The organism is Mucilaginibacter sp. (assembly GCF_041660805.1).
Classification (GTDB): Bacteria; Bacteroidota; Bacteroidia; order Sphingobacteriales; family Sphingobacteriaceae; genus Mucilaginibacter.
In genome coordinates, this window is the sequence record NZ_JBAZVP010000007.1 from 194,458 (window position 1) to 215,259 (window position 20,802).

21 protein-coding genes are annotated in these 20,802 nt (G+C 41.5%); 13 read left to right on the forward strand and 8 right to left on the reverse strand.

Annotation, left to right across the window (positions count from 1 at the left end):
- Nucleotides 1–20 precede the first annotated feature (20 nt).
- Complete coding sequence (locus WC743_RS12330) at nucleotides 21–950, forward strand: hypothetical protein (protein WP_373012310.1); 930 nt, start codon at nucleotides 21–23, stop codon at nucleotides 948–950.
- Here WC743_RS12330 and WC743_RS12335 read toward each other — a convergent pair.
- From WC743_RS12335 to WC743_RS12350, 4 genes are all read right to left on the reverse strand, one after another.
- Nucleotides 935–1,423: a cell division protein gene (locus WC743_RS12335; RefSeq protein WP_373012311.1), complete on the reverse strand. Its 489-nt coding sequence runs from the start codon at nucleotides 1,421–1,423 to the stop codon at nucleotides 935–937. The two genes, WC743_RS12330 and WC743_RS12335, sit on opposite strands and share 16 nt — an antisense overlap.
- A 50-nt stretch (nucleotides 1,424–1,473) precedes the next feature.
- Entirely contained in the window at nucleotides 1,474–2,910 is a 1,437-nt protein-coding gene (asnS, locus tag WC743_RS12340) for an asparagine--tRNA ligase (RefSeq protein WP_373012312.1), read from the reverse strand.
- Between the two features lie 82 nt (nucleotides 2,911–2,992).
- A complete protein-coding gene (locus WC743_RS12345; RefSeq protein ID WP_373012313.1) occupies nucleotides 2,993–3,478 on the reverse strand; it encodes a DUF6252 family protein in 486 nt (161 codons plus the stop codon).
- A gap of 107 nt (nucleotides 3,479–3,585) precedes the next feature.
- Entirely contained in the window at nucleotides 3,586–4,065 is a 480-nt protein-coding gene (locus WC743_RS12350) for a DUF6252 family protein (protein WP_373012314.1), read from the reverse strand.
- Between the two features lie 284 nt (nucleotides 4,066–4,349).
- On the opposite strand from WC743_RS12350, the gene WC743_RS12355 reads away from it, so the two are divergent.
- The 4 genes from WC743_RS12355 (at nucleotide 4,350) to WC743_RS12370 (ending at nucleotide 8,753) form a co-directional block, all read left to right on the forward strand.
- A complete protein-coding gene (locus WC743_RS12355; RefSeq protein ID WP_373012315.1) occupies nucleotides 4,350–5,222 on the forward strand; it encodes a DMT family transporter in 873 nt (290 codons plus the stop codon).
- A gap of 142 nt (nucleotides 5,223–5,364) precedes the next feature.
- Entirely contained in the window at nucleotides 5,365–7,293 is a 1,929-nt protein-coding gene (gene dnaG, locus WC743_RS12360; protein ID WP_373012316.1) for a DNA primase, read from the forward strand.
- A complete protein-coding gene (locus WC743_RS12365) occupies nucleotides 7,293–7,661 on the forward strand; it encodes a YraN family protein (RefSeq protein ID WP_373012317.1) in 369 nt (122 codons plus the stop codon). Before dnaG ends, WC743_RS12365 begins: the two co-directional genes overlap by 1 nt.
- A gap of 3 nt (nucleotides 7,662–7,664) precedes the next feature.
- Nucleotides 7,665–8,753: a glutaminyl-peptide cyclotransferase gene (locus tag WC743_RS12370; protein WP_373012318.1), complete on the forward strand. Its 1,089-nt coding sequence runs from the start codon at nucleotides 7,665–7,667 to the stop codon at nucleotides 8,751–8,753.
- A 242-nt stretch (nucleotides 8,754–8,995) separates the two neighbouring features.
- Here the strand turns inward: WC743_RS12370 and WC743_RS12375 are convergent, their stop codons facing one another.
- Entirely contained in the window at nucleotides 8,996–9,967 is a 972-nt protein-coding gene (locus tag WC743_RS12375) for a GlxA family transcriptional regulator (protein ID WP_373012319.1), read from the reverse strand.
- A 132-nt stretch (nucleotides 9,968–10,099) separates the two neighbouring features.
- Between WC743_RS12375 and WC743_RS12380 the strand changes: the two genes are divergently transcribed.
- The gene (locus WC743_RS12380) at nucleotides 10,100–10,267 is read left to right on the forward strand and encodes a hypothetical protein (RefSeq protein WP_373012320.1); all 168 of its coding nucleotides are present in this window, start codon (nucleotides 10,100–10,102) and stop codon (nucleotides 10,265–10,267) included.
- A 9-nt stretch (nucleotides 10,268–10,276) separates the two neighbouring features.
- Nucleotides 10,277–10,861, forward strand: a complete 585-nt coding sequence (locus WC743_RS12385; protein ID WP_373012321.1) for a dihydrofolate reductase family protein — start codon at nucleotides 10,277–10,279, stop codon at nucleotides 10,859–10,861.
- A gap of 94 nt (nucleotides 10,862–10,955) precedes the next feature.
- Here the strand turns inward: WC743_RS12385 and pgi are convergent, their stop codons facing one another.
- Nucleotides 10,956–12,602: a glucose-6-phosphate isomerase gene (pgi, locus tag WC743_RS12390; protein WP_373012322.1), complete on the reverse strand. Its 1,647-nt coding sequence runs from the start codon at nucleotides 12,600–12,602 to the stop codon at nucleotides 10,956–10,958.
- A gap of 250 nt (nucleotides 12,603–12,852) precedes the next feature.
- Here pgi and WC743_RS12395 point away from each other — a divergent pair, with 250 nt between their 5' ends.
- The 3 genes from WC743_RS12395 (at nucleotide 12,853) to WC743_RS12405 (ending at nucleotide 15,408) form a co-directional block, all read left to right on the forward strand.
- Nucleotides 12,853–13,290: a hypothetical protein gene (locus tag WC743_RS12395; protein ID WP_373012323.1), complete on the forward strand. Its 438-nt coding sequence runs from the start codon at nucleotides 12,853–12,855 to the stop codon at nucleotides 13,288–13,290.
- Between the two features lie 89 nt (nucleotides 13,291–13,379).
- A protein-coding gene (prfB, locus tag WC743_RS12400; RefSeq protein WP_373012324.1) for a peptide chain release factor 2 occupies nucleotides 13,380–14,472 on the forward strand; the annotation gives its coding sequence in 2 pieces (ribosomal slippage) (nucleotides 13,380–13,439 and nucleotides 13,441–14,472; 1,092 coding nt in all).
- A gap of 18 nt (nucleotides 14,473–14,490) precedes the next feature.
- A complete protein-coding gene (locus WC743_RS12405; RefSeq protein WP_373012325.1) occupies nucleotides 14,491–15,408 on the forward strand; it encodes an alpha/beta hydrolase in 918 nt (305 codons plus the stop codon).
- 386 nt (nucleotides 15,409–15,794) lie between these two features.
- Here WC743_RS12405 and WC743_RS12410 read toward each other — a convergent pair whose 3' ends face one another.
- Nucleotides 15,795–16,652, reverse strand: a complete 858-nt coding sequence (locus tag WC743_RS12410) for a transglutaminase-like domain-containing protein (protein ID WP_373012326.1) — start codon at nucleotides 16,650–16,652, stop codon at nucleotides 15,795–15,797.
- Nucleotides 16,653–16,697: 45 nt separating this feature from the next.
- Here WC743_RS12410 and WC743_RS12415 point away from each other — a divergent pair, with 45 nt between their 5' ends.
- Entirely contained in the window at nucleotides 16,698–17,483 is a 786-nt protein-coding gene (locus tag WC743_RS12415; RefSeq protein ID WP_373012327.1) for an O-methyltransferase, read from the forward strand.
- Nucleotides 17,484–17,543: 60 nt separating this feature from the next.
- Here WC743_RS12415 and WC743_RS12420 read toward each other — a convergent pair whose 3' ends face one another.
- A complete protein-coding gene (locus tag WC743_RS12420; protein ID WP_373012328.1) occupies nucleotides 17,544–18,680 on the reverse strand; it encodes a polymerase in 1,137 nt (378 codons plus the stop codon).
- 113 nt (nucleotides 18,681–18,793) lie between these two features.
- Here WC743_RS12420 and WC743_RS12425 point away from each other — a divergent pair, with 113 nt between their 5' ends.
- Both WC743_RS12425 and WC743_RS12430 read left to right on the forward strand, forming a co-directional pair.
- Nucleotides 18,794–19,774, forward strand: a complete 981-nt coding sequence (locus tag WC743_RS12425) for a deoxyhypusine synthase family protein (protein WP_373012329.1) — start codon at nucleotides 18,794–18,796, stop codon at nucleotides 19,772–19,774.
- A 253-nt stretch (nucleotides 19,775–20,027) separates the two neighbouring features.
- Nucleotides 20,028–20,802 (forward strand): c-type cytochrome (locus tag WC743_RS12430; protein ID WP_373012330.1); only part of this gene is annotated, 775 nt, incomplete at its 3' end.

Genomic DNA, 20,802 nt, shown 5'->3' on the forward strand with positions numbered 1-20,802 from the left:
TATGAACCACGAACTTTTCTATGATTAAAAAAACACTATTAGCTTTCTGCTTTTTACTTTTCGCTTTCTACTCACAAGGGCAACAGATACAGCGCTTTAATCCCGATACCATCCGCACCATTGTGATAGATTCGCCGGTGAATATACGGTCGCACAGGTTGCGTGCGCAGGATTTTATTGATGCCGTACTGGCCGATACCAGCTTTTATAAAGCGTTCCAGAATATGAAGCGTTATTCTTTTACTGCCGAGAACCGAATTTTTTCCTACGATAAAAAGAATAAGGTTAACGGTAAGATCTACCGTAAAATAAAGCATACTCTTAACGGCAATACCCCTAAAACTGAATATTTAGCCCGGCAGGATAGCGGAACAGTACTGAAAAAGAATGGCAAGTATCAGCTTTACACGGTTGAGATGTTTGATTATATATTTACAAACGCCTACAATTCCGGGTTTACTAAAACGGAGGGCTTGCCTGGCTCCGGCGGTAAAAATGGTTCTTATAAATCGAAGTTAAAGGCCCTCATATTTACACCCGGGCGCAAAATAAGTGGCATCCCTTTCATCAGTGGTAAAACAGAAATTTTTGGGACTGATATGCGCCAATTTTACAACTACGAGTTTGCCCGTGGAAAGTATGTGGACAGCATCCCGGTATATCGTTTTAAAGTGATTAGAAAACCAAGTACATCTGACGATGATGTGATGATAAGGGAAATGACGACTATATTTGATGCCCGCAGTTTTCAGATCCTGGGCCGGTATGTGGATATGAAGTACAGTAACATGCTTTTTGACTTTGATGTGCAGATGAACATCGAGCTAAATAACTTCGAAGGCGAACTGCTCCCCACAAAGATCACTTATCAGGGTAATTGGGATGTCCCCTTCCACAAAGAAGAACGCGCCAGTTTTTTAATAGTGCAAAAGGATTATAAGAAGGAGTAAGCCCCTAAAGGAAACGAAGTTTTATCACTTTCAGCGACCGATTTGATCACCTTGTTTCTTTCGATCAATAGCTTGGTCATATACTTTTTTAGAAAGATATAGTTGGCTAATTTTCCTAATACCCCAAGCGGAGACTCGAAAACGAAAGTATCAAGCATATTTGTTTTCCCGGCACTTCCTGAAAAATAATGACTGTGGGTGAAGCTTTTAAAAGCTCCGGTTACCATTTCATCTTCAAAATAAGTAGGACTATCAAAGCCCGTTATTTTTGAGGTAAGATTTTGCCATATACCGAAATGTTTTGCTCTCCAGGTTACTGTCTCTCCCAATTCTATTAGTCCGCTCATACGGCCGGCTATAACCCTTTCACCTGTTTGTTTTGTAGATTCTACATGCAAATCAATACTCCTCGCCAGGTCAAAACACCTTTGAACGGGCGCATTTATTTCGGTGAGGAGTACTATTTTAGACATCTTACTTCTGAATAATCAGCGTAATCATAAAAATCAGTTAAATCAGCGGTCTAAAATTCAGCGTTCTTCGGATACCTTGGGAAAGGGATCACGTCACGAATGTTACCCATGCCGGTAACAAACAGCACCAAACGCTCAAAGCCTAAACCAAAACCGGCATGCGGACAAGTACCAAATCTGCGGGTATCCAGGTACCACCAAAGCTCATCTTTAGGGATGCCCATCTCGTCCATACGGCGTTCCAGGTTTTCCAGTCGCTCTTCACGCTGCGAACCACCTATTATTTCGCCAATGCCCGGGAACAGGATATCCATAGCGGCAACGGTTTTTCCGTCATCGTTTTGGCGCATGTAAAAAGATTTTATCTCTTTAGGATAATCGGTTAAAATAACCGGTTTCTTAAAGTGTTTTTCTACCAGATAGCGTTCATGTTCTGATTGCAGGTCGGTTCCCCAGCCTTCAACCGGGTACTGGAACTTTTTCTTTTTATTCGGGGTCGATTCCTTCAGTATCTCAATAGCCTCGGTGTAAGTAAGGCGCTCAAAATCGTTATCTAAACAAAACTGCAGCTTCTCTAACAAAGCCAGTTCTGAGCGTTCATTCTGTGGTTTTTGTTTTTCTTCGTCAAGTAAACGCTGGTTCAAAAACTCAAGGTCTTCTTTGTTCTTATCTAAAGCGTACTTGATCACATATTTTAAAAGAGCTTCGGCCAGGTCGGCGTTGTCTTTCAGGTCATAAAAAGCCATCTCCGGCTCAATCATCCAAAACTCGGCAAGGTGGCGGGTAGTGTTTGAATTTTCCGCACGGAATGTTGGGCCGAAAGTATAAATATCGCTCAGCGCCATAGCACCCAGCTCACCTTCCAGCTGGCCGGATACGGTTAGGTTGGTAGATTTACCAAAGAAATCCTGCTTGTAATCAACTTCGCCGGTATCAGTACGTGGTACGTTATCCAGGTCAAAATTAGTTACGTGGAAAGCTTCTCCGGCACCCTCCGCGTCAGATTGTGTGATAACAGGGGTGTGCAGGTAAATAAAGCCACGATCCTGTAAAAATTGATGCACTGCGAACGACAGCGTATTACGCACCCTGAAAATAGCACCAAAAGTGTTGGTACGGAAACGTAGGTGTGCATTCTCCCGCAAAAATTCTAATGATTGTTTTTTGGGTTGCAGTGGAAATTCCTCCGGATTTGAATCACCCAGTATTTCAATTTCTGTTGCAATTACTTCAACGGTTTGGCCCTGACCTAAAGAGGGGGCTAATGTTCCGCTGATGCTTACCGCCGCACCAAAGGTAATGCGTTTTAATAAAGCGGGGTCGGTGTTTTCAAAATCAACAACAATTTGCAGGTTGCTATTGGTTGAGCCATCATTTAAAGCAATAAAACGATTTTGGCGAAATGCACGCACCCATCCTTTTACCGTAATATCTCCATCGGTTCTCCCGCTTTCTAATAATGCCTTAATTTTAATTCGCTGGCTCATAACAATATTATTTGAGCGGCAAAAATACAATTATTTGCCAAAACTTGTTAGCTGCAAACCAATACTTCGGGAGGCGGAACGGTTAATTCTTAAGGTAGGTGCTAAACTTGCCGCTTAAAAATTTAACATTTTCAGGGTAAGATGGGTGGTATTTGTCAGCCGATGTCTTTTTGAGAGCGACCGAATAAGTGCCCGTTATGATTGCCTGGTTATAATCGTATTCGGTAATTTGTATAGTGCTTGCGGCTGCATTATCAACGTAGTAGTCGCTTGTTATAACATCCTGGCCAACGGTAGTGAAAAATTTAGCTTGGTTGCCTGTTAAAGTATAGGTGCCTTTACCTGCAAATTTTATCCGCATGATGAGGCGCTCCTCCGTTTGGGTGCCGGTAATAGCAATGGAATCAGGAGCAATTTTAGTTGTGCCAACTTGTGCATCCCATTTAACATTGTTTTTTTCTGCGGTGATGAATGGCTGATAAGCTAATAAACAGCAGTCCATTCTTTTAGTGCACGAAAATGTAAGTACCGATAACAGCAGAAGGGCAATGAGTGATAGGTTTTTCATTGTGATAAGGTTTTTTTTATCATTACGCAGTTACATCAAAGATTGCTACAAGGTAACTTATTTAAATACCCAAAGACCAGCATTTTACCGGTCTTTGGATATATAATTTATCGCGGCAGGGCAATAACAAATTTGCCATTGGTAAACTTAACGCTATCCGGGTATGTACTTGACGTTGCCGGGAAGGTCCTTGTCATGTTAAGCGTGAATTTACCACCGATGATGCGGTTAATAGAATCGTAGTCGACAACCTCGACAGAGCTGCCTGGGGCAATGCCTAAATTATAACGGCTTACGGTATCGCTACCAATAACCTGGTAGTATTTAGACTGGTTGCCGGTTAAAGTATAAACGCCTTTGCCGGTAAATTTAAAACGCATACGTACACCGGCCTGGTTGCTTACACCAAATACTGAAATAGAATCGGTACCCACCTTTGCCGAGCCTGGCTGGGCAACAACACCAGTACCGTTGCGTTCGGCAACAAAATACGGGTTGTAGTAAACATCACAGCAGTTATTATTTTTTAAACAAGCAGTTAGCAGCAACGGAAGCGCAGCAAGAATAATTAGTGATAGCTTTTTCATAATGGTATTTTTTATACATTACGATATAAGTTTAACCATCGCTACAGTTGGTGTTGAAAATTTTGGTTTTAATTAACTTTAAGTTTTATTCAAGATTAGAATATATAACCTAATTAGTTTAACCACAGAGGCCATAAAGAAAACACACAAAAATTTAAAGGTTTTGTGGGTAATGATGTTCTAAGCCTTTGTAACCTTTGTGGTTAAATAAACTATAGCTTAATTCCATAATTCCGGCAATTTAGGTTCATACTTTAATTAAGTTTGCAGCTCAATAAATTTTAATGAATCCAAAGCTTAGCCTCGCAATAGGTATTTTATGCATATCGTTTTCGCCCATATTTGTTAAGCTTGCGGGTACATCACCCCTGGGCGCGGCATTTTACCGGGTATTTATTGCCTGGTTATGCTTAATACCTTATTGTATCATCAAAAATAAGCTACGCGTAAACAGAAAACAGCTTATTATAGCTGTTATTGCCGGTGTAGTGTTCGCGGCAGATGTTGCGGTTTGGAATATGTCGTTGTTAAAGATCAGCGCTACCGTATCAACCCTTATTGCCAACCTTGCGCCCGTTTGGGTCGGGTTAATGAGTTTCCTGCTATTCAGGAAACTATCCGGCAGGTTATTTTGGATAGGCACTTGCGTTGCCATTTTAGGCATGGTAATACTGGTGGGCTATCAGCATATTTTGCATCTTGAATTTAACGCTGGTATATTGTTAGCATTACTTGCCAGTTTATTTTATGCAGGCTATATCATGATCACCAAAAATATAATGGCCGGGATTGATGTTTTCACCTTTATGTTTTACAGCATGTTGGGTGCCGCAGCATTCCTGTTCATTATTAGCCTGTTTATGAGTATTAACATTGTAAATTTCCCTTTGCGGGTTTGGTTATGTTTTATTGGTATGGGTTTGCTGTGCCAGTTAGCCGGATGGCTTACTATTAATTATTCGTTACGGTACCTGGAGAGTACCAAGGTATCTATCGCTTTATTAAGCCAAACTGTATTTGCCGGTTTACTGGCTGTATTTCTTTTAAATGAGAAATTAGAGGTGAATGAGATAATAGGCAGCGTGATTGTGCTGGCGGGGATTGCCATAACGTTTTTGAAGGTATCACCCCGGTTATTTCCAAAGGAAAGCATATAAAGATTATTCTTCATTCCGTTTTAATCCTTCTTTATAAACGGGTTAGGCCGGGGCTTTCGCCATTTAATTGGATTTTTTATATATTTAAACAACAAGTTAAGCCGTTTAAGAATTACTTTTGCAGCTGCACATTTTTTAACACATGATCACCAAACCCACCATAGACCGTATAATGGAAGCCACAGATATTGTGGAGGTGATTGGCGAATTTGTACAATTAAAAAAGCGTGGAGCCAACTATATAGGCCTTTCGCCATTTGCTAATGAGCGTACACCGTCGTTTACGGTATCGCCGGCTAAAGGTATTTTTAAAGACTTTTCAACAGGCAAAGGCGGCAGCGCCATCACTTTTTTGATGGAACTGGAAAAATTCACCTATCCCGAAGCGCTGAAATGGCTGGCCAAAAAATACGGTATCGAGGTTGAGGAAACGGTAGAATCATCAGAGAACAGGGAAGAAGATAACCGCCGCGAAAGCCTTATGATAGTAAGCGGATACGCGGCCAAATATTTTCATGAAACCATGCTGGAGACCGATGAAGGTAAAAACATCGGACTAAGCTATTTTAAAGAGCGTGGTTTTAATAACGAAACCATCAAGAAATTTGAACTGGGCTACTCGCCCGATCAATGGGAGGCCTTTACCGGCGAAGCCTTAAAACAAGGTTACCAGCAGGAGTTTTTAGTAGATAGCGGCTTATCTGTTAAACGGGACAATGGCTCATTGTATGACCGTTACCGCGGCCGGGTAATGTTCCCTATCCACAGCTTTACAGGCCGGGTGATAGCCTTTGGTGGCCGCACACTCAAAAACGATAAGAACGTTCCTAAATACGTTAACTCGCCCGAGTCTGATATCTATCATAAATCAAACGTTTTATACGGTTTATATTTTGCCAAGAAAGCCATCCGCGAAGAAGATAATTGCTATTTGGTGGAGGGCTACGCCGATGTGCTGTCTGTTCACCAGGCGGGTATCGAGAATGTGGTGGCATCATCAGGAACATCTTTAACTGGCGAACAAATAAGATTGATAGGCAGGTTCACCAAAAACATAACCATACTTTATGATGGCGATGCCGCAGGTATAAAAGCCTCGTTGCGCGGACTGGACATGATTTTGGAGGAGGGACTGAACGTTAAAGTAGTACTTTTCCCTGATGGGCATGACCCGGACTCCTATGTACAAAAATTTGGTACAAGTGTGTTCAAAAAACACATTGACGATAATAAGAAAGATTTCATCCTGTTTAAAACCAGTATCCTTTTAAAGGAAGCGGGGAATGATCCGATTAGAAAATCGGAGGTGATAAGGGAGATAGTGGAAAGTATTGCCAAGATCCCGGATTCTATCAAGGCATCTGTTTTTATCAAAGAATGTAGTTATATATTACAGATTGATGAGCGTGCCCTGCTTACCGAGCTTAACAAAATGCGGCAGGCTAAGGCAAAGAAAGATCATCAAAGCCAGCAAAATTCAAGGCAGCAAGAGATGCCCGATGAGCCGCACTTTTTTGATGAGCCGATAGTTGAGACAACAAAAGATGAATCATCGCAGGAGAAAGAGATTATCCGCCTGTTATTATTATATGGTAATAAAATGATTGATTGGGATGGCATAGCCAATACCTATATCGGTCCGTTTATGATAGCCGAGCTGAGTGATGTTGAATTTGAGGATGCCACCTGTAAGCAGTTCATGGAAATGTACAGGCAGGAGGTAGAAAACGGCGTACTCCCCGAGGAACAGCATTTTATCCATCATCGTGATAAGGGTATAGTTGATTTGGTAGTTACCCTTTTGGCTACAAAATATACACTGAGCGAAAACTGGTACGAAATGCACAAAATAATGGTGCCTGATGAACAGGCCAATATGAAGGCAACTATCCTGGGTGCAATATTTCACCTTAAAAAACAAAAGGTGGGCAAGATATTGGAAGGGCTGCGCAAAGAATTACAGACCACACCTGCAGAAGCCGACCAGGAAATATTGCTGAACCAATACATGCACATGAAAAAGGTAGAGAAAACCATTTCTGATTACTTAGGTTCGGTAATATTAAAATAATGGCAATCCATAACGATCTCGGCCGGCAAGGCGAAGCATTAGCCAAAGCGCATTTAGAGGTAACCGGTTATGAAATAATGGACGAGAACTGGGTTTTCGGCAAAGCCGAGATAGATTTGATAGCCTACAAAGCTGGCGTTATCATCTTTACCGAAGTAAAGGCCCGCACAGGAAATGGCTTTGGCGAACCCGAAGATTTTGTAGATGCCCGCAAGCAAAAATTACTGGTACAGGCCGCCGATGAATATATTTATTTGATGAACCACCAGGGAGATGTGCGCTTTGATATAATATCCGTACTTTTTGACCGTAATAACAACTATAAACTCAAACACATTGAAGATGCCTTTTGGCCTTCAGCCATTTAAAAGATGAATAAAAGAATAGCGTTTTTTGCACTAATAGCCCTGCTGGCATATGGTTGTAAAGATAATAGTAAACAAGCAGGCGATTTAACCATTAGTCCGGATGCCGGGACTTCCTACAAAGCAGGTGATGTAATAAGCGCCAAAGTAAGCTTGCCCGGTGATATTAAAGCCGATTCGATTGTTTACTTGCTTGATTCTACCCGGGTAGGTGCTACAAAAGATTCATCAGCAGTAAATATTAAAACCGATACCGTTGCGTTAGGCGCGAGGATTATAACGGGAAGAGTTTATCAGGCAGGTAAAAGCCAGGATGTTACCACCAATATTGTATTGCTGGCCGGTAAAGCACCCGAGCAATTGACCTATCAGGTTGTAAAAACCTTTCCGCATGATACCAGTATATACGTTGAGGCTTTAACATTCGAAAATGGTTCATTTTACGAAAGCAGTGGTGGCTATCTTGATCCGCCGCCTGGAATGGTAAAAGATGGGCAATCGTTTTTGGCCAAAACAGACCTTGCAACAGGAAGGATCCTTAAAAAGAAACTGGTTGACCCTAAAGTTTTTGCAGAGGGAATGGTGGTTATAGGTAATAAAATAACACAGATAACATGGACAAGTAAAATTGGCTATGTATACGATAAAAACAGCTTTGAGATACTGAGCAAATTTGATAACAATGTAGGTGTTGAAGGCTGGGGGATGTGCTTTGATGGCAAAAGAATTTACATGGATGACAGCACCAACCGCATTTGGTTTTTAGATAAAGATAATTATCACACAACCGGTTATATAGATGTATATGACAACAAGGGGCCGGTAAATAAATTAAATGAACTGGAATATATTGATGGGAAAATTTATGCCAATGTATATGGAACTGATGATATTATGGTAATAGATACTAAAACGGGTGCTGTACTGCAAAGGATAGATATGAAAAACCTATACCCGGCAAATGCCCGTTACGAAGATTTTGACGATGGCAACAATGTATTAAATGGTATAGCTTACGATAAAGCCGCCAATCGCATATTTGTAACCGGCAAAAAATGGCCGAAGCTATATCAGGTAAAGTTTGTGAAAAAGTAGGAGCAGTTAAGCAATGTCATTGCGAGTTTAAAAATCCGTTTGGCCTCTGAAGGATAAATGACAAGCTCAGGATGCCCCAATAACTAAATATGTCATTGCGAGGCTTACGCGGAGGTCGTGTAGTGGAAAGCCGCGGCAATCTCGTAGCGACAAGCGAATATGCATTGGCTACGAGATTGCCACGTCGCTACGCTCCTCGCAATGACATTGCTTAAGTGTTCCGCTTTTTGCGGAACGGAACACTATGCCGCTTTCTGATATCTATTCCGATACTCTGCCGGGGATAGCCCGGTTATCTTTTTAAATACCGTACGGAAGGCTTTGGTATCAGTGTAACCAACATCATACATCACCTCATTTACATTTTTGCGGCCGCTTTCCAGCTGTTTTTTGGCAGCTTCTATCTTTACTCTTTGTATATACTCAACAGGTGTATTGTTGGTAGCTTTTTTAAAGCGGCGCTCAAAGTGGCGCTTACCTATAGCGTATTTCAGGGCAAGATCTTCTACCGAGATCCTTTCGGCTATGTTGGCTTCAATAAATTCCTGTGCTTTCTTTATGGGTTCATCCTCATGGGTTTTCTGCCCGTTAAACATTATAAACGGCGATTGGCTCTTGCGGTCAATCTCCAGCGCGAAAACTTTCGATGCAGTAATAGCCATATCCCTGCCGGCATATTTTTCAACAAGGTATAAAAGCAGGTTCCAGTATGATGTTGCACCCCCGCTGGAGTACAGGCCCTGCTGCTCGGTTACAATCCGGTCATCTACTAAGGTTACCTCCGGAAACATCTCCCTGAATTGTTCTGCAAAGCGCCAATGGGTTGAACATTCTTTGCCATTTAACATGCCTGTAGCCGCCAGTAAAAATGCACCAACGCAAAGGCTGGCCGCCTCTGCGCCCTGGTAATGCTGTTTAGCTATCCACGGAATAAATTCCTCGTTCTTTTTTATGGCAGCCTTCATATCACCACCCATTGCCGGTATAATGATCAGGTCGGTTTTTGATATATTGCTGATCAGTTCATCGGTATGAACGGAAAATAAGCCGCTGTGCAGTTTAACTTCTTTAGACAGGCCAACCAACTGTACATTAAATAGCGGGGGTTTGCCTGCGGCCTCTAAAAACTCATTTACCCCTGTAAACATAATACGCGGATCGGCTATGCTGGCCAGCACCGCGTCGTTAGTGATGAGGATGGATACATGTTTCATATCAGGTATATTAATTGGTAAAGTAAATTTAGACAACAAAAAAGTCGTAAACAACCCCTATTAAGTCCTTTTTACACCGTATGCGATTTATGTGCTTGCTATACATTTGTATCAGCAATAAAACTACACAAAATGAGAAAATTAAAATTACAGGCTCAGGTTTCCCTTGACGGTTTTGTAGCCGGCCCAAATACGCCCATATATCAGGAATTGAGCAATAAGCTGCCCCTTAAACTGATAAAGTCTACCTCATTTGAGTGTGGAATAACGGTGCTCTGCTATAAGCCGGCTGACGTATAAACAGTTACGATGCGAAAGTTAATTGTATCAATAAATGTAACATTAAATGGTTTTATGGCCGGCCCAAACGGTGAGCTGGACTGGCATATGCCTTATTGGGATGAGGAGATGAGCAGGGTTAGTTCAGAACAATTAGGCAATGCCGATACTATACTGCTTGGCAGGGTTACCTATACTGCCATGGCACGTTATTGGCCCGCACAACAGGCAGGCCCTTATGCCGCCCGCGGGGATGTTGATTTTGCAGATATGATGAATAGCTATACAAAGGTGGTATTCTCACAAACACTTACAAATGTGAGCAACTGGAGTAACTCTCAGCTGGCAAACAGAAGTATTGCCCTTGAAGTTAACCAGCTTAAACAACAGCCGGGTAAAGATATTATGGTTTATGGTAGCGGCAGCTTAGTAACTGCCCTTATCCGAAAGGATTTGGTGGATGAATACCATATATGGCTGTACCCCGTGTTGATTGAGCAGGGCAGACCACTGTTTGAAAATCTGCGGGATAGGCTAAGTCTAAAGCCTTTTCAGGCAAAAGCATTTGGAAATGGGGTAGTGTTGATGCAGTATGGGGCAGTCAAAACCGGATGAAATATCTGTCATGCTAAGCAATAGAAAAAGATCTATAGGCAAATAGATGCTTCACTATCGTTCAGCATGACAAATCGTTTAACTTAAACTGTAATTACCTCCAGGCTTTATACTGATTGATCAGACCGTTGGTTGATGAATCATGAGAGGTTACCTCGGCATTATCCTTCAACTCGGGTAGTATTTTACCGGCTAATTGTTTGCCCAGTTCAACACCCCATTGGTCAAAGCTGTAAATGTTCCAGATAACGCCCTGCACAAATATTTTGTGCTCATACATGGCTATTAAACTGCCCAATGTGCGCGGGGTTATTTTTTTAACCAGGATAGAGTTGGTTGGCCTGTTACCTTCAAATACTTTAAATGGTGCTATCTTACTAATCTCTTCATCGCTTTTGCCTGCTTTTTTCAACTCGGCAATCACCTCTTCTTCGGTTTTGCCATTCATTAAAGCTTCTGTTTGGGCAAAAAAGTTTGATAACAGCATATTGTGATGCTCACCCAGTGGATTGTGTGATTGTGCAGGTGCTATAAAATCACATGGGATCAGTTTAGTTCCCTGGTGTATCAACTGGTAAAAAGCGTGTTGGCCATTGGTACCCGGTTCGCCCCAGATAACCGGCCCGGTTTGGTAATCAACATGTTTGCCATTACGGTCAACATGTTTACCGTTGCTTTCCATATCTCCCTGTTGGAAATACGCGGCAAAACGGTGCATATACTGGTCGTACGGAAGAATAGCTTCGGTCTCGGCCTCAAAAAAGTTATTATGCCATATGCCAACCAACGCCAGTATAGCAGGCAGGTTTTGCTCCAGTTCGGTCGATTTAAAATGCTCGTCCATGGCATGTGCGCCAGCTAGCAGTTCCTCAAAATTATCAAAGCCTACACTTAAGGCAATAGATAAACCAATGGCGCTCCATAATGAGTAACGGCCGCCAACCCAATCCCAAAACTCAAACATGTTTTTGGTATCGATGCCAAATTTCTCAACACCTTCGCTATTAGTTGACAGAGCTGCAAAGTGCTTGGCTACATCTTCGTCTTTGCCACCATTTTCAATGAACCAGTCGCGCGCGCTGTGGGCATTGCCCATAGTTTCCTGCGTTGTGAATGTTTTTGAAGCTATCAGGAACAAGGTGGTCTCGGCATTTAAGCCTTTTAAAGTTTCAGCTATATGCGTACCATCAACGTTTGATACAAAGTGCAGGTTCAGGTGGTTTTTATAAGCTTTTAAAGCTTCGGTTACCATTACCGGGCCCAGGTCAGAACCGCCAATGCCTATATTAACTACATCGGTTATAGGTTTGCCGGTATAGCCTTTCCATTCGCCAGATATAATGGCCTCACTAAATTCCTTCATATGCTGCAGTACGCGGTTTACATCGGGCATTACATCTTTACCATCTACATAAACAGGGCTATTGCTGCGGTTACGTAAAGCAACATGCAATACCGGCCTGTCTTCGGTTACATTGATCTTTTCTCCGGAGAACATGGCTTCAATTGCCTTGTTTACACCACACTCGCGGGCCAGTTGTATAAGCAGTGCAAGTGTTTCTTCATCTATACGGTTCTTGGAGTAATCCAACAGTATATCTTCAAATTGTAAAGAGAATTTATCAAATCGCTCGTTGTCAGCTTCAAATAATTCCTTTAAGCTTTTGGTAAGAATGTCAATATAATGATTGGTTAAATATTTATATGACTGGGTGCTGGTAAAATCAATATTTGGCAACATAGTTGATGTGTTTTTTGTAAAAATAGTAAGTTAATTTTTAGGTATAAATTAAATATGAAATTATGACCCGATAGTGTTGTTTTTACACGCCTACATAGTGTTTACAATACACCAGTCGGATTGTCATATTATTAACAATTTTGTTTATTTTTTTGGGATTTCAAAACAGATATTTATTATATTTGTTGTCTTGGTAAATAAAACAACTATTTTTACCAAATTCGTAATTTGATTTTAATGCATAAAAATTATGTTTGAAAAACTCTTTTTGCTTGTGAAAAATAACGCCGAAGCGGCTGTTATGAACAACCCGGTAATCCCTGAAAAATATCGCGAAGCTGTTTTGAACGATGCCTCAAGCTCGATAATTGAGGTGTTAAAAAGTCAGTTAGAAAGTGGTAAATTAAAAGACCTGGTAAAATATTTTCAGTTTACAGGTATTTATAATAACCCGCTTATTACAAGTGTGGTTAATAAGTTTGCCAATAAGCTGAACAATTTTTATAATATTGGCTCCAAAGATGCATTAGAAACCGCCAACCTTCTTATTCCGCCGGTAATGCAGGAACTGATAAAGCAATCAAAAGGAGAGCAAAACAAAGAGTTTGCCTTAAGCACTCTGCTATCAAAACTAAACGGCAACGTTGTTGATATGAGTGTTCTTTTAAATCAGTTGAGGATAGCATAAATAAAAGAATATATTAAAAAAGGCCTGCAGTTGTAAATCAATTGCAGGCCTTTTTTATTTGCCTGTTTGCATTTTTATATATTTGCCACATGACTAAAGAAAATATTCAGGATTTGAGGGATAGAACAACTTCCCTGAGGAGGCATCTTTGACATCGATAAAAAACTCGATGCAATGCAAAAAGAGCAGGAAATAACCGTTGGCCCGAATTTTTGGGATCATCCTAAAGAAGCCGAAAAGGTGCTTGCTTCTATCAAAACAAAAAAAGTATGGACCGATGCCTTCCAGAAGGTAGTATCGGTAGTTGACGATACAAACGTATTGTTCGAATTTTTCCAGAGTGGCGATGCTACCGAGGCAGAAATGCTTGAGCAATATAATGCGGCGGTTACCGCTGTTGAAGAGCTTGAATTTAAAAACATGCTCAGTGCCGAAGAAGACCAGTTTAACGCGGTATTACAAATAACTGCAGGGGCCGGTGGTACCGAAAGCTGCGACTGGGCAGGTATGCTAATGCGCATGTATATTATGTGGGCCGAAAAGAACGGGCACAAAGTAACAGAGCAGGATTACCAGGAAGGTGATGTAGCCGGGGTTAAAACGGTTACGCTGCAAATAGAAGGCGAATTTGCTTACGGCTATTTAAAAGGAGAAAATGGGGTGCATCGCCTGGTGCGTATATCACCGTTTGACTCTAATGCTAAACGCCATACTTCATTTGCCTCGGTATACGTTTACCCGCTCGTTGATGATACCATTGATATTGAGGTTAAAGATGCCGATATAGAGTTTGAAACTTTCCGTGCAGGTGGTGCAGGCGGGCAAAATGTGAACAAGGTAGAAACCGCCGTACGTTTATACCACAAGCCATCGGGCATTATTATCAAGAACCAGGAGTCGCGCTCACAATTACAGAATAAGGAAAACGCCATCCGCTTGCTTAAATCGCAATTATATGAAGCCGAAATGCGCAAGCGCGCCGAGGCATCAAGCGCGGTAGAGGGCAATAAGAAAAAGATTGAGTGGGGCTCACAGATCCGTAATTATGTTTTACATCCGTATAAGCTGGTGAAAGACCTGCGTACAGATCATGAAACCTCTAATGCGGCGGCTGTACTTGACGGCGACCTGAACGAGTTTTTAAAATCGTACTTAATGGAATTCGGCGGACCGAAAAACTAAAAATCAATACCTATACTTATGCATATCCGGTTATTATCTTTATTCATGATGATGTTTTTATCGCAAGTGGTTTTTGGACAGGCTCAAAGCCCTATTCCTTTGTATCCTGATGGTGTACCCAATTCAAAACCAACACCTGCTGCTTATATTGAGAAAAACGATAAGGGGAGCCTAACCAAGGTTAGCATACCAATGATTACGCCTTATTTGCCTGAAAAGGCTAATGGCTGCGCAGTTATCATATTTCCGGGCGGTGGATATGTTCACCTTGCTACCGAACATGAGGGTAAAGCCATAGCGCTTGAATTTAACAAAATTGGTGTAACGGCATTTGTTGTAAAATACCGGTTGCCAAGTGATAATATCATGATGGATAAAACCATAGGCCCATTGCAGGATGCACAGCGTGCCATTCAAATGGTTAGGCAAGGTGCTGCTACATGGGGTGTTGATCCAAAAAGGATCGGCATTATCGGTTTTTCGGCTGGTGGGCATCTTGCCTCTACTGCCGGAACCCATTTTGATAAAGTAGTAATAGATAATAAGGATAATATTAGCGTTCGCCCTGATTTTATGATGCTGATATATCCGGTTATTAGTTTTGGCGAGAAAGCCCATGTGGGTTCAAAAGAAAATCTAATCGGAAAGAATGCCCCACAGGCACAAATAGACCTATACTCAAATGAGAAACAGGTTACAGCTAACACCCCGCCAACCTTTTTGGTACATGCCGAAGATGATAATACAGTACCGGTACAAAACGCCTTGCTGATGTACCAAGCATTACTGAACGCTAAAGTAAAAGCCGAGATGCACCTGTTCCAGGCCGGCGGCCACGGTTTCGGGTTAAAAAACCCAACCAGTAAAGAACTTTGGTTTAACTGGGCTAAAGATTGGATGGATGCAAATGGTTGGTTAGCGAACGGTAAGATTTAAGCTAAATCCACTTTACAACATTAGCATAGGAGGGAAGGGTAACTCCTGACGGAGCAAACATTTGCGTGCATATTTTCTACAAAGCTATAGCTCCTAACGGAGCATGCCTGTTGGGTTGAATAGTACAATATTTATTCCCCTAGGGGATAACGTTTGATGTGCGTATTTTCTACAAAAGCTATAGCTCCTAACGGAGCATGCCTGTTGGGTTGAATAGTACAATATTTATTCCCCGTAGGGGATAACGCTTTGTAGAAAAAAGTAAAAAGTGATTTTACCCCATAGGGGTTACCCCTTGAGTGATAGATGCGTGTTCTAAACCCTGTTTGCTATAGCAAAATTAACGCCCGAAGAATAGAGTATGCTTATTTTTGGAATGCTGAAACCTACCCCAGTATCTCCAATAGCTCATTCAGTTCATCCACCTTCTCAGATGACCCCATATGCTCATAGGCGCTAATGAGGTTTCTTATCACGCGTTTAATAATATCGGCGTTAGAGCAGGGTTCGTAAAACTGCTTATCAAACCTAAGGTTCAGTTGTTTCAGGAACATATCTACATCCCGGCGGCCAAAAATAAAGCCCTTATTAAAGGCGTTTATATAAAATAAAATACCGCCCTCAAACTCAGCCTCGCGGCTTTCATCAAGGTATGCCAGTATAAAATGTTGTGGCAGGTTTACGCCATAAACCGGGATATCCAGTTTTTGTGCAATAATAGAATAGATAATGGCTAATGAGATCTGGTTACCTCTTTTGGTGTCAAGTACCTGGCTTATATAGCTGTTTTGCGGGTCGCGGTGATTGGTGGTGTTACCGCTAAAGCCATGTATGCTGTAAAAAACATGGTTCATGAGCTTTATCTGCTCAACAGGGCTGGCCTCATTCATCATCTGCAGCCATATATCCCGCTTTATTGCTTCTACCTGGTTTATTACTTTCTGCTCATCAAGATCAGGGTATTGGTAACGGTTTATGATCAATATTCCCTGTAACAGATCAAATGAGCCCCCCTGGTACCAAAGCTGTAGATCGTTTTTTACTGTGCTAAATTGTATTTCATGAACCAGGTTGGCAATCCGTTCCTGCAGTATACTGTCAAAGGCCTGTTCAAAGGCCGATTCCAGGTATTGTATGGCCTCTACACCATAAGAAAGTAGTTTTTGATGTACGTGGTTATAAATCTCACCATCCGGATCATCAAGTAATTTTATTAAGGAATTTACTTCTGTGGGATTTATCATATCTCTACCCGCTAAAATACTAAACGTTTATATATTTTTACAGCTATGATTAATGTAACGTTTGCAAAGGATTTTCTGTTGCACAGGTTTAAGTCAAAAAACCGTCATGGTTTACATTCGCCGTTTATATACCGCTTGGTGGATGAGGTTATATATGATAACAAGCATAAAGAAGTTTATGATATAGTAGAAGAACAGCGCGATCACCTGCTGATAGATGACCGGATGATCACGGTTGCCGATCTTGGCGCTGGCTCGCACGTAAACAACAACAAGCAGAAGAAAATTAGCGACATTACTATTAATGCCTTAAAACCGCCCAAACTGGCCAAACTTCTGTACCGTTTAGCGGCCTTTACCCAACCAACTAATATTATTGAGCTGGGTACCTGTTTGGGTATAACCACAATATACCTGCAACAGGCAGCGCCTAATGCAAAAGTGTATACGCTGGAGGGTTGCCCCCAAACCGCAGGCGTAGCAAAGGAGGTGTTTGAAAGGGCCGGGTTAAATGATATAAACATTATCACCGGTAATTTTGATGATACCCTTGGTGGTGTGCTGGATAGCCAGGAAAAACTCGACTTTGTATACATTGATGGTAACCACCAGCGCGATGCCACTTTAAGATATTTTGAATGGTGCCTGCCCAAGGTACATGAAGATACCATGCTGATCTTCGACGATATTTACTGGAGCGACGGTATGAAACAAGCCTGGGAACAAATAAAAACCCACCCGCAGGTAAGTGCCACGGTAGATCTGTTTTGGATTGGGCTGGTTTTCTTTAAAACCGGACAAGCTAAGGAAGATTTTAAGATAAGATTTTAGTAAATGTGCAAATATGCAAATGAGCTCAATCTGCACATCTATAATTTAAAATCTGCACATTTAAAACGCTTCCCCTAATCCAATATATACACCACTTTGCCTGCTTTCGCCGGGGCGTTTTTCACCTACACCATAATCTATACGGATGCTGAGACCTTTTTCGGTATCGAAGAAATAGCGGAGACCGCCACCGTAGTTGGGTTTAAACTCATTTAGGTTAAAGTTTTTGTTGAATACTTGTCCCGCCCCTAAAAAGCCAACTACACCTATGCGGTCACTTACGCGGTAACGCAGTTCTGTTTGCCCGGCAAGCAGGTTGCGGTCGCGGAAACGGCCATTGTAGTAACCCCGCATCATTTCGTCACTCCCCAGGGCAGGCAATAAGTAAAACGGCGACTGGCTGCCGGTAAGGCTTTGTTCCTGCACGTCAAAAGCTAAAACAAAGTGTTTATCTAATTTGAAATACTGGGCATATTCCAGGTTGAACAGGCCGCCACTGTAACTGTTGTTACTAAACACCCCCTTCATCAGGTTTAAATAGCTGGTAATGTGGATACCTTTGGTAGTATAAGTATTGTTGTTACGGCTATCAAAAACCAGGCTTGGTCCTGCATATAAAAAAGAGCCGCCATGCCTGCCTTCAATGCTTGGGTCGGTAGCGAAAATACCGGTAGTGTTAACATCATCAAAACGGTAATCATAGCCTCCGGCTACCAGTCCTATATAAACATTATCACCAAATTTCTTTTCGCCGGTAAAGGTTACCCTTACCCTTTTTTGGCCTAAACGATCGGCATCACTCTTATTTGTGTTATTGCCAACTCCATAAAAATCAAACGGAAAATTAATGTAACCGATGGATGCTGTATAGTGGTATTTATTTTGAGGTAGCCAGTAGTTGGTGCTTAGGTTTAACCTGCTTTGGCCCTTAGTAGTAAGTGTGCCGTAAGCAAATATGTTTGATACACGTGTATTGCGGCTAATGGTATCGGTATAAAAAGAATAAAGGGCCGACCCGCCTATTTCCAGGCCTGTCTCGGGCGCGGTACTTAACACCGGTAACAATACAAAACTTGCTTTTTTAGTACTATCCTTACTAAAATACATGTCGTACAAAAATTTTGGTAAAATGCGCCTTTGTGCGTGTACCGGCTGAAGAGCTATTAAAACAAGTAAAATTGTAAGGAGTTTTTTCATATATATAATGATGCCAAAGGTATATTATAACCAATTGTTTTATCGAATTTGGAATTTAAAATTCTGATGTGCACAAAATACCTACTTTTGCAATCAATATATTGATTAAAAAGATGAGCACAGAAAGAGGCCCTATATCGCAATTTATCGAAAAAAATTACCTGCATTTTAATGCGGCGGCACTAATGGATGCAGCTAAAGGTTATGAAACACACCTAACCGAAGGCGGCAAAATGATGGTGACACTGGCTGGTGCTATGAGCACCGCGGAGTTAGGTATCTCACTTGCCGAAATGATCCGCCAGGATAAAATTGATATTATATCATGTACAGGTGCAAACCTGGAAGAAGATATCATGAACCTGGTAGCACATTCACATTACAAACGCGTCCCTCACTACCGCGACTTAAGTCCGCAGGATGAGTGGGACCTGTTAGAGAACCACTACAACCGTGTTACCGATACCTGTATCCCCGAGGAAGAAGCTTTTCGTCGCCTGCAAAAACATATTTACAAAATATGGAAAGATGCAGATAGCAATGGTGAGCGTTATTTTCCGCATGAATACATGTACAAAATATTATTAAGCGGCGAGTTGGAACAATATTATGAAATTGATCCTAAAAACTCCTGGATGCTGGCCGCTGCAGAAAAGAACCTGCCTATTGTTGTGCCGGGTTGGGAAGATTCAACCATGGGGAACATTTTTGCATCTTACGTTATTAAGGGCGAAATAAAAGCTGTTACCATGAAAAGCGGTATCGAGTACATGGCATGGCTGGCTGATTGGTATCCAAAAAATTCAGGCGGCAAGGGCGTAGGCTTTTTCCAGATAGGCGGTGGTATAGCCGGCGATTTCCCTATTTGTGTGGTGCCAATGCTTTATCAGGATATGGAAATGACAGATATTCCTTTCTGGAGTTATTTCTGCCAGATCTCAGATTCAACTACCTCATATGGTTCTTATTCGGGTGCGGTACCAAATGAAAAAATAACCTGGGGAAAACTTGACATCAATACTCCAAAATTCATTGTAGAGAGTGATGCAACAATAGTTGTACCGCTAATATTTGCCTGGATATTAAAACAATAATTCAATTTTAAAAGTATCTATATCAATCCTCGTTTTTCAAGATCCTCTTACAATATAAAAAAAAGCCTTTTAATTCAATTTAAAGGGCATTTCTCAATAATTTAGAACGATTATAAATTAGATATTGGTGTCATAAATTTGTCAGCGATACTGTAATAAATTATACTTTTGTGGCTGTAAAAGTGGCAAAATCATAATTCTTTACGTCAGTTTCACACATTAATAATATAATTATTTAGCATAAATACACTTTATGAGAAATATCTCATTACTTTTTAAACAGTTTACAAGATCGATTTTACTAATTGCCGGTTTGGCTGTTTGCGGGTTTTCGGCCCACGCACAGGCAGATGCAGCAAAAGGCGAAGCGATATTTAAAGCAAAATGTACAGCGTGTCATAAAATAGACACGCGTGCTACAGGCCCGGCACTGGGGCCACAGCTGACACAAGAAACGGATGATGCCTACCTGACCAAATGGATCCAGGACAACCAGGCATTGATCGCTGCAAAAAATCCGAAGGCATTAAAAATATTTAACGAGTACAACCAGTCAAACATGACTGTGTTTGCTGAGTTGAGTGATGCCGATGTAGGTAACGTAATAACTTACGTGCGTACAGAATGGAAAAACATGCAGGCCGAAAAAGCTAAAGCTCCTGCTGGTGGCGGTGCTGCTGCAGAAACTGGCCCGCCAAGCAATTTGGTGATCTTTGGTCTTATCGGCGTTATCGTTATCGCATTCATCGTTATCCTGGTGTTAAACAAAGTAATTGCAACGCTTGAGCGTTTGTTATTACGTAACAAGGGTTTATTGATTGAAGAAGAAGTAACAGGCGAAGAGAAAGCACCTGTTGACCGCTTAGCTACTTTCAAAAAACTTGCTAAGAACAAAAAACTGGTATTCTTTGTGATACTGTGCGGTACTATAGCTTTAGGTAGCTGGAGCTGGATAACCATGTGGAACACTAACGTTCACCAGGGATACCAACCGGTACAGCCTATTAAGTACTCACACAAATTACACG